We start from the raw sequence: 9,160 nt of genomic DNA, 5'->3' as shown, positions 1-9,160 counted from the left end.
ACTGTTCCTGATTGCCCAGTTGTCCAGCAGGTGGGGCTTCCGCCCCGCAACGAGCGGCAAGCTCGTCTGGGTCGAGCAAGACCTGCCGTCCACACTGTAAAGCGGGGATCGATGAGGGCTTCCCCCTCGGTCCCCACGCCAGCACACCAATTCCGCCGCGGAGATCCTCCGCAACGCACGCCAGGCGGTCGGCCGCGAGGGCGAGCGGAAAGGGTTCCGGGAGAAGGAGTTCGCCGCGTTGCTGGATGCAGCTCACCAGCAGTTTGGCGGGCCCGTCGTGCTGGTGTGGGACAACTACACCCATCACGTCGACGCCGCGATGCGTGAGCTGATCGAGGCCCGGCAGTGGCTGACCGTCTTCCGCTTCCCCGCCTACACGCCCGACCTCAACCCGGCCGAAGGCGTGTGGGCACATCTGAAGAACAGCCTGGGCAACCTCACCCCGTGCAGCCTCGACGAGCTCGCCGCACTGGCCCGCACCCGCCTGAAACGGATGCAGTACCAGCCCAGCCTGCTCGACAGATTCATCGCCGAGACCGGCCTGATCCCGGCTCCGCCATGACGTCACCCCGAACCGAAAATCTGAGTAGCCACGGCAGGCAAGGTACGGGCCTTGGGTATCTCGAACCACACCCCCCGGCAGATCGACCTGCTGCGCCGCCACGTCAGTCAGCCGCTGGTGGTGAACCAGCTCCAGCTGTCGATCACGCACGCCCCGCTCGTCGCGCAAGGCGTCGCGGCCAATATGCAGGGCATGGAGCAGTCGGTCAGCCGTGACGACGGGCTCCTGGACTACTGCCGGTTGCACGACATCACCGTGCAGGCCTGGTCACCGTTCCAGGCCGGCTTCTTCGACGGCCCGTTCCTCGGCTCGGCGCGCCACCCGAGCTCAACGCCGTCATCGACCGCCTGGCGGCGAAGTACGGTGTGCCGTCCCTGGCGATCGCGACGGCCTGGATCACCCGGCATCCCGCCCGGATGCAGGTTGTCATCGGTACCACCACACCGCAGCGTGTCGCGGACGCCGCCCTCGGATCGGACGTGCCACTGACCCGCGCAGAATGGTACGAACTGTTCCGCGCCGCCGGCTACATCGTGCCCTGACCCCCGTCCCGGCCTGACGGCCCTGCCGGCTCGGGGGCCGGGCTCAGCTCACCAGAGCGGATCGCCGCCATCACGCCGCCGTCGATCGGGCCCGAGAGCAACGGTCTTCGCGGATATGAAAGACACGACAATCTTGGTCTGATTACGCACAGCCGAGAAGTGACCAGCTCACCGCGAAGGAGTTGGCGTGCTGCCGATGTGCACACTTGTGTAAGGTGGTGTTCATGACGGAGACGACCTACTCAATCGTGGAAGCCCGCGCCCGGCTGGGCGCCATCGCGCGCGAGGTCAGCGCCACCCGTGAACCGGTCGCCATCACCGACCACGGCCAGACCATCGCCATACTGGTCAGCCCCGCCGACGCCCTCGAACTACAGGAGATGCGGGCCCTGGCCGCCTACCGCGCGCGCCAGGCGCAGGGCGAGAACGCTGGAGTCCCGCACGCCGAGGCGTACCGCCGCGTATTCGGCGGAGATGAGGCGTGAGCTACGAAGTCATCTGGGAGCCCGAGGCCCTCGCTCAGGCGGAGCGGTTCGCCAAGGACGACCCTCAGGGCGTGCGACAAGTGTTCACCGCCGTCGACCGCCTCGCCGACGACCCGCGCCCCGAGGGCGCGTTCGGCACTGCCGACGTGCTGCGCATCCACGTCGGCCGCTACCGCGTGATGTACGCGATCAGCGACCAGCAGGTCCGCGTCAGCGTGATTCATCTCGGACGTCTGCGCTGAGTACGACGGATGGGGGCGGCCTCTGCACGAGGCCGCCCCGTCCGTGTTCCCCGACATGTCCCGGGCCGGGACCAGACGGAAGAAGCGCCCAGGGTGGTGTTCAGCGGTTTCGGGACGGGGTCATGCGTGCGCGCAGCAGGACACTGCGGGTGAGCTCGGCGCCGTGCTTGTGTTCGTTGTCGAACAACGCGGTCAGGCGGCCGGAAGCATCCGCGGTGATCAAATCCTGACCGCACCCTGGAGCCGGGAGCTCACCTGGCGCGGACCCTGCGGCCCGGCCGTCTGCGGTCTCTGCGAGCCGAAGGATCGGGCTGAGGGTGGCGCACCGGATGAGGCTGGGAGAGCACACGTGGCGGGGAGTGCGAGGCAACGGCTGGCCGAACTGCTCGGCGGGTCGAAGCAGGTGGGGGCCTTCAACGCCCAGCTCAAGGCACCCGCACACATGCTCGGACTCGAGGTGGCCGGTGTCGGGCCGGTGAGTCTTCACTGCGCGCGCCGCAGGCGAAGAAGCTGATCGCGGTGGCGCGCCCGGCGTTGTTCGGCCGGGGCTGGAAACACTGAGCGACACCAGCGTCCGCGACACCTGGCAGATCGCGCCGGATCAGATCACCCTGGCAGGCCCTTCCTGGTCGGCGCTGCTGAGTAGCGCGCTGGAGCATTTCCGCGACGAGCTCGAGCTCCCGACGACGGCCCGCCTGCGGGCCGAGCCGCACGCGCTGCTGGTGCACGGCAAGGGCCAGTTCTTCCTCCCCCATCAGGATTCGGAGAAGGACGACGCCATAGTGGGCACCCTGGTGCTCTCCCTTCCCTCGACGCACACCGGCGGAGAACTGGTCATCGAGCATGCCGGCAGCGCAGCACCCACCGCGCCTCGAAGACGGAACTGACCCTCGTCGCCTTCTACGCCGACTGCCGACACGAGGTCACCCCAACCTGGTCCGGGTACCGGGTGACCCTGACCTTCAACCTGCTTGCCGAGCCTGGGGTTCCGGCGCAGCAGACCGGTCCGCTCACCGAGCTCGTGCACTACCTGGACCAACATTTCAGCACGCCCAGCAGGCAACGCTACGCAATGCGCGGACGCACGCCTTGAGGTCCTTCTTACCGATGTCCAGCGCGGCACAGCGCTGGTGCAACACGTCCATGGAGCCCCTCCCAGGCGGTGTCTGCCAGGCACGCACCGTCCGGAGGAACCACAGGGCTGAAGAGTCTGGTCCGCGTGCTGCCGCAACAATTGACGGTCCCTGCAAGCGGTCCCCGACGCCATACTGAACCTCGAGCTCACAGGCATCACAGATACGCCGGCGTCCCGGACGGAGTGCGCCCACATTTTCCCGCCTCCACGGCGGCCAGCGCAGCGGCCTGGACTACTGAGCCGTAAATCCCCGCTCAGCCCTGGAGGGCGGACAATCCCCCATTCAGGGAGGGAGCCTTCAACTGAACCACATTGCTTATCCACGGACCTTCACGGTCACGCTGTATCGGCCCTCATCGCCGACGCAGCGCCGGGCCTCGCCGCAACTGATGCGGCGGGCTGTGATGTCTGCTGAGCCGGGCCGGACGGCGCGCAGGGTGAGTTCGACGGTGCCGCAGCCTGCGCCTGGAGCACAGGTGTGGGCTGGTGTGACCCGCGAGGTGTCGGCGGCGGCCAGGACATCCGGTGTTCTGCTGGTGAGGTTGGACCAATATGTGTTGTGCAGTGTGATCACCACCGAGGTGCCCACCGTGGCGGAGACGGTGGTGTGGTTCGCTCGCTCGTCCAGCCGGAGGTGCGTGGGCGTTGGCGTGGGCGGCGCGACAGGCTGCGCGGCGCCGGCGCCGCAGGCCGAGGTGGCGGCGAGAGCCACGCATGCGGCGAAGCGGAGTGCACAGTGGGTGCGCGTAAGCGCCATGAGCGAGACCTTCCCAGGCAGTTTGTGCCGATGAGACGGTTCCGCCCCGGCCGTGGTTCCCTGCCGGGGCGGAACATGTCGTGCTGTGCCCAGGAAGTCCTTGGGGTCAGGAGGCGTTGAGGGCGGTGTCGTCGACCACGAAGCTGGTCTGGAGGCTGGAGTCCTCGGTGCCGGTGAACTTCAGGGTCACCGTCTGACCGGCGTAGCTGGACAGGTTGAAGGACTTGAGTGCATAGCCACTCGCCGCGTTCAGGTTGGAGTAGGTGGCCAGGGTGGTGGAGCCGACCTGGACGGTCAGCTTGTCGTAGGCGGTGGTCGTGGTGGTCTCGGCGGTGTCGATGTGCAGGTAGAAGGAGAAGGTGGCGCTGCATCCGGCCGGGATGGTCACCGACTGGGACAGGGTGTCGGTGTGGGCGCTGCCGTAGCCGTCCATCCAGGCCTTCCAGCTACCTGAGTGGGCGGGCTCGCCGGCGGAGTTGTCGATCACGCCGGTGCTGGCCGTCCAGGGCGCGGCGGTGCCGGTCTCGAAGCCGGGGTTGCCGAGCTTCTGGCCTGGGCTGGAGCAGCCGCCGCCGGTGGTGCTGATGGTCCAGGTGAACGAGGTGCTGCCGGAGGCGTTCGTGCTGTCCTTGGCGGTGACCGTGACGGAGGAGGTGCCGGCCGTGGTCGGGGTGCCGGTGATCTTGCCGCTGGAGGAGATGCTGAGCCCCGCCGGCAGTCCGGTCGCCGTGTAGGTGAGGGTCTGGCTCGTGTCGGAGTCGGAGCCCGTCATCTGCAGGGACACGGCGGTGCCCACGGTGCCGCTCTGGTTGCCGGGGTTGTTCACGGTGACCGTGTTGCCCGTGGTGCCGCCGACGATGGCGTGCGAAATGGCGCACGCGTTGGTGTCGTTGGACCAGCTGGCCTGCTCGGCGAAGGTGCCGGTGCCCATCGTGACGTTGGCCGCTCCGCCCGTCTGGCCCGGAGCGATCCAGGCGCATTCGTCAGAGTTCTCCTGGCCGTCGTATGAGCTGCCGGTGTGGTTGGTCCAGCCGCCGGCCGGGTTCTGGTCCGACATCATCTCGTGCCACTCGTGGCCGAGCGTCATGGTCCAGCCGTCGAGGGTGCCGGGAGAGTTGACGAACCCGACGCCGCAGCCCGAGCCCGAGTCGATGTTGTAGGGCTGGTTGCTGAATGCGACGTCGCCGACGGTGGAGGAGACCGCACCGCCGGTCAGCGTGGTGTCACCGTTCCAGTCGTGCCACGCGCAGTACTGTCCCTGGTAGTTGTCCGGGTTGGTGCCGTGGGGCGATAGGATCACGTAGTACGCGTCGCGGTTCGACGCGGCCGTGGTGTTGCCGAAGTGACTGGCCGCCTTCACGGCCTCGGCGCCGAGCTGGTGCCCGGTGGCGGCACTGGGTGACGCCCCCGAGTTGTCGTACCAGGTGCCGGCCAGCACGCCGCCGCTCTGGTAGGGGACGAAGTTGGCGTTCGCCGGGCAACTGGTCGCGCCGGTCGTCACGTTCGGACCGTCGCACCACTGGGTCAAGTCGGCCGACCAGCGCTCGTTACCGGTGCCGATGTCCTTGAACATCTCCTGGGCGACGGGCGCGGCGCCCGCCGAGTCGCCGGAGAAGGTCAGGTCCCCGCTGCCGTTGGTGCTCTGCGTACCCCACTGGGTGCCGTAGAAGACCAGGTAGACCTTCGAGTGGCCGCTCTGGACGCCGATACCGTCGACGCCGCCGCCGTAGGACAGTGTCTGCGGCCCGGTCGCGACGCTCGCAGACTTCTGGGAGGCCGCCCATGCCTTCATCTTGGCATGCTGCTGGAGGGTCGGCAGTGCGCCGTGCCGGTACGGGTGGTGGTACGCGGGGCTGTAGGGGTTGGCGACGGAGCCGCTCGACGCCTGTGATGCGGCCGGCGCGGCCACCGCCTGGGGTGCGACGGCCAGCATGCCGCCCGCTATCAGGGCTGCGGCCGACGTCAGCGCGGCGGCCCCGCGGCGGGTGAACCGCCGGAGCGTGTCGGGTCTCGCGTGGTCCGGGTTCTGCGATCGCAAGAGACTGCCCTTCCTGGGGAGTTGGTGCCCTACGGCGAGGAGTCCCCTCTATGTCGCAGCCATGACAAAACAGCATGCTTCGACAGAACACGGGTCAACTGCTGCCGGGGGCTTCAAGTGGCGCACGATCTTCGGTGTGAGCTGCCACCCCGGTCAGTGGTGGCCCCCGCGATGCTACTGAATTCCCACTCCAGCTGACTATCAGTCAATGGCAAAGCCTTTACCCTCGGTGAGCAATACGGCAGAGTCCCAACCGCGATGGATCCAGACAGAGTTGATGTCGTCCGTCCATCGACCAGGAGGACGGAGCGGATCGGCTATAACGTGTGATGCCATGGACGTGGACGACGGATCGGTCAGTGACCTCACAGCACTGGGCCTGGCACGCTACGAGGCACGGGTCTACCTCGCGCTGGTCAGGCGCGAGTCGTACACCGCCGCCGAGGTGGCGCGTGAGGCGGATGTGCCCCGTCAGCGCGTGTACGACGTATTGGACACCCTGGTGCGGCGTCGGCTCGCCACCGTCCGCCCGGGCCGGGTGGCCACGTTCTCCGCGGTCGCACCCGAGCTTGCCACCGCCCGGCTCATGGCGCTGCAACGCGAATCCCTCGAACGGCTCGAGCAAGTGTCTTCGGCACTAGTCACCGTCCTGCTGCCCGTCTGGTCGGACGGGCGCACCAAGACCGACCCGCTCGACTACATCGAGGTGCTGCGCGATCCCAAGGCCATCGCCGAACGATTCGCCGACATCCAGGAACAGGCCGGCCGCGAACTGCTGAGCTTCTCCCAACGGCCCTTCCTTGCCCCGGTCGCCAACCCCGAGGGGATCGCGACGGTGCGCCGACTGCGCAGGGCAGGTGGCCGGGCCCGGGCCATCTACACCCATGACGCGCTCAACAACGCCGAAGTGCTGGAGCACGTACGGTGTTTCAGCGAAGCCGGGGAAGAGGCGCGGTTCATCGCCGAGCTGCCGCTCAAGCTGATCATTGCCGACGCTTCGCTCGTGCTCTGTGACATGCCGGACCCGATTGCCGGCACCGACGCCACCACCGCGCTCTACATCGAACACCCGGCGCTCGCCAACTGCTTGCAACTGGCTTTCCAGAGCGTTTGGGACCGCGCCGAGCCGACGCACAAAGCGCACGCCGCCGCGCCGCCCACTGGACGCTGAGGCCAGTGCCCTTGCTCCTGCCGCACACCGCACCACCCGCGGTGCGACTGACCGCCCTCGTGCTGGCCGCACACACCTCCCCCGAGGTCCAGCACCAAGCCGACATGGACGTCCTCGCCCGGCTGTGCGGCCACTCCCCCCATCAGACCGCAGCGCTTCTCGACCGGCTGGCGACCATCCGCATCCTGACCGCCTGGCACCACCACCGGGACACCGACGAAGTCCTATGGCAACTCCCCCACGAATGCACTCCAATCCGCTCTGCAGTACACCCCAGACTGCACCACATGCGCCGACCCTGAAGCTCAGCTCGAGCACAAGACATCACTCCAGAGAAACAACACACTTCCCCCACACGTACTATCTCAGTGGGAGGGCTATTTGCAGCAGTGACCGTCGCTGACCTCAGGCACCAGCCCAAGCACACGCGCGTGGCGCTCTACGCCTACGCCAAAGACCTGGCACACCCAGCCAGGAACACCGAGAAAGGTAAACACCATGTCGGAGAGCACAACGGCCACCACCGAGCTGACATCGCAGTACGCCGCCCAGGTGATGAGCGACCTCGAACGCAACGCCAAGGAGCAGGAACGCATCAGCGCGGACATCGCAGCACTGCAGGAGCAGCTGGCAGGCCTGCAGCACGACCACTCCGTGCTGGTCAACGTCCAGCAGGTACTCGGCGTTTCGCCCACGTCGGTGCAGCCTGTGGCCGCCCCGGACAGCTCCACCGTGCTGGCTCCCCGCAACAAGAAGTCCGCTGGTGAACCCGGCGCTGGCAAGCGGACGCGGGCGGAGAAGGCCGCCGATGCCCAGGACCGCACGGTCGCCAAGAAGACGACGGCCGGCAAGAAGCCCGCGGGTAACTCCGCAGCCGCGAAGGCGGACCAGCCCACGCTCATCGAACTCATCCGCAGCCACCTCACCGAACAGAGCGACCCGCGCTCGGCGGCAGAAGTCGCCACCGCACTCGACACGGCCCACCCCAAGCGCGGCATCAAGACCACCGTCGTACGCACCACCCTCGAAAACCTGGTGGCCAAGAATCAGGCTCAGCGCGCCAAGCAGGGCAGCTCCGTCTACTACACCGCCCCCAACGCGGCCGAGCAGACGGCCTCACAGGCCCAGGACGAGCCGCAGTCCGATCAGGCCGAGTAGTTGGCCGGACAGCGCACTGCCGCAGCAGCGGGCTGGTCGTGGTGGCAGTGGTCCGGCCCACCGACGAAACTCGCTGACCTGCTGAGACGCGGCCTGTGCGGAAGGGAAGTCCCGTGAAGGAGTGACGCGTTTTCCAGTGAGCCACCGGCGCCTGTGCCGTGACTGAGTGCTTCAACCGGTCAGCGAGCGTTCGATCGATTACATGAAGCGCCTTGGTCCGCCCGGGCAGGTTGATGGCGCCGCTTGCTTACAAGTCCGGCAGGCGGAGCCATACCTCGGAGAAGGTAAGGCCGTGCTCGTTGGTCACCAGCCCGCAGGGGCAGCCCAGCGTGATCAGGCGCCAGTCGCCGACCACGGTCCATGGGCCATCCGCACTCGCGCACCCAGGACAGTGGACAGTGTCGGCCGTCCACACATCGGGGGCGGGCCTACCGTAATGCCGGAACCGACCCGTGTACTGGACCTCCCACGGTACGGCCGGGGGCGTGAGAGCGGCGGTCCCGGACGGGGTCGGGGCGGCCAGGGCGGCGAACAGTTCGGCCAGGTCAGGGAGCAGAGCTTCGCCCGCCTCCGTCGGGGTGACCGGCAAGCCGTCGGCTGTGTCCTGGGGTACCGCATAGCGCGGAGCCGCCGCAGCGGGCGGCGGGTCGGGGCGGCGTACCAGGGCAGGAGGGCGCGAGCGACGGCGGCCAGAAGGGCGGCGGCCGACGCGCTGACGGCGCCTGCATCGGTCTTCGTTCCAGGTTTTGACCCAGGCACGGACGTCGCGTTCCAGGGCCTGGACATTCTTGTGGACGCCTCGCCGTATCTGTTTACCGGTCAGCAGCGCGAACCATCGCTCGACCTGGTTGAGCCAGGAGGAGCTGGTAGGGGTGAAGTGCACATGGAAGCGGGGTGCGCGGTCAGCCATCGTTTGGCCTGCCGCGGCACTAGGATCAGGGCCCATGCCCCTGACCGTGAACGACGTCGACCGGTTCGATGGCCTCCAGGCCCCGCCTGGAGGCCATCGCCTACCGCGTCCTCGGCTCCGCGAGCGCGGCCGAGGACGCCCTGCAGGAGACGTTCCTGCG

General features: G+C 67.9%; 8 protein-coding genes and 4 pseudogenes. 8 read left to right on the top strand and 4 right to left on the bottom strand.

Annotated elements, in window-relative coordinates; translation table 11 throughout:
* Positions 1-190: 190 nt before the first annotated feature.
* The 4 genes and pseudogenes from ACWDA7_RS47090 to ACWDA7_RS47075 form a co-directional block, all read left to right on the top strand.
* Positions 191-562 (top strand): annotated as a pseudogene (locus tag ACWDA7_RS47090) (transposase); the annotation flags it as partial.
* A gap of 51 nt (positions 563-613) precedes the next feature.
* A pseudogene (locus tag ACWDA7_RS47085) lies at positions 614-1,104 on the top strand (aldo/keto reductase).
* Between the two features lie 224 nt (positions 1,105-1,328).
* Positions 1,329-1,589: a type II toxin-antitoxin system Phd/YefM family antitoxin gene (locus tag ACWDA7_RS47080; protein ID WP_329511585.1), complete on the top strand. Its 261-nt coding sequence runs from the start codon at positions 1,329-1,331 to the stop codon at positions 1,587-1,589.
* The gene (locus tag ACWDA7_RS47075; protein ID WP_450613621.1) at positions 1,586-1,831 is read left to right on the top strand and encodes a type II toxin-antitoxin system RelE family toxin; all 246 of its coding nucleotides are present in this window, start codon (positions 1,586-1,588) and stop codon (positions 1,829-1,831) included. Before ACWDA7_RS47080 ends, ACWDA7_RS47075 begins: the two co-directional genes overlap by 4 nt.
* Positions 1,832-1,931: 100 nt before the next feature.
* On the opposite strand, the gene ACWDA7_RS47070 is transcribed toward ACWDA7_RS47075, so the two are convergent.
* The 3 genes from ACWDA7_RS47070 to ACWDA7_RS47060 all read right to left on the bottom strand — a co-directional run bounded on the left by ACWDA7_RS47070 (position 1,932) and on the right by ACWDA7_RS47060 (position 5,761).
* A complete protein-coding gene (locus ACWDA7_RS47070; protein ID WP_450613619.1) occupies positions 1,932-2,054 on the bottom strand; it encodes a hypothetical protein in 123 nt (40 codons plus the stop codon).
* Positions 2,055-3,282: 1,228 nt separating this feature from the next.
* On the bottom strand, positions 3,283-3,723 hold the full coding sequence (locus tag ACWDA7_RS47065; protein ID WP_450613617.1) for a hypothetical protein: 441 nt from the start codon (positions 3,721-3,723) through the stop codon (positions 3,283-3,285).
* A 106-nt stretch (positions 3,724-3,829) separates the two neighbouring features.
* Positions 3,830-5,761, bottom strand: coding sequence for a putative Ig domain-containing protein (locus ACWDA7_RS47060; protein ID WP_450613615.1), 1,932 nt, complete (start codon positions 5,759-5,761; stop codon positions 3,830-3,832).
* Between the two features lie 334 nt (positions 5,762-6,095).
* Here ACWDA7_RS47060 and ACWDA7_RS47055 point away from each other — a divergent pair, with 334 nt between their 5' ends.
* From ACWDA7_RS47055 to ACWDA7_RS47045, 3 genes are all read left to right on the top strand, one after another.
* Positions 6,096-6,932 carry a TrmB family transcriptional regulator gene (locus tag ACWDA7_RS47055; RefSeq protein ID WP_450613613.1) on the top strand — a complete coding sequence of 279 codons (837 nt, stop codon included), beginning with the start codon at positions 6,096-6,098 and terminating at the stop codon, positions 6,930-6,932.
* A gap of 5 nt (positions 6,933-6,937) precedes the next feature.
* Positions 6,938-7,234: a hypothetical protein gene (locus ACWDA7_RS47050; RefSeq protein ID WP_450613611.1), complete on the top strand. Its 297-nt coding sequence runs from the start codon at positions 6,938-6,940 to the stop codon at positions 7,232-7,234.
* Positions 7,235-7,430: 196 nt separating this feature from the next.
* Positions 7,431-8,090: a hypothetical protein gene (locus tag ACWDA7_RS47045; protein WP_450613609.1), complete on the top strand. Its 660-nt coding sequence runs from the start codon at positions 7,431-7,433 to the stop codon at positions 8,088-8,090.
* A 730-nt stretch (positions 8,091-8,820) separates the two neighbouring features.
* On the opposite strand, the pseudogene ACWDA7_RS47040 reads toward ACWDA7_RS47045, so the two are convergent.
* Positions 8,821-9,005 (bottom strand): annotated as a pseudogene (locus tag ACWDA7_RS47040) (IS630 family transposase); the annotation flags it as partial.
* Positions 9,006-9,034: 29 nt separating this feature from the next.
* Between ACWDA7_RS47040 and ACWDA7_RS47035 the strand changes: the two are divergent.
* Positions 9,035-9,160, top strand: a pseudogene (locus ACWDA7_RS47035) (sigma factor); the annotation flags it as partial.

The organism is Streptomyces sp. NPDC001156 (genome assembly GCF_053598275.1).
Note: the sequence above shows the minus strand (reverse complement) of the source record. Positions and strands in the feature narration are given on the sequence as shown.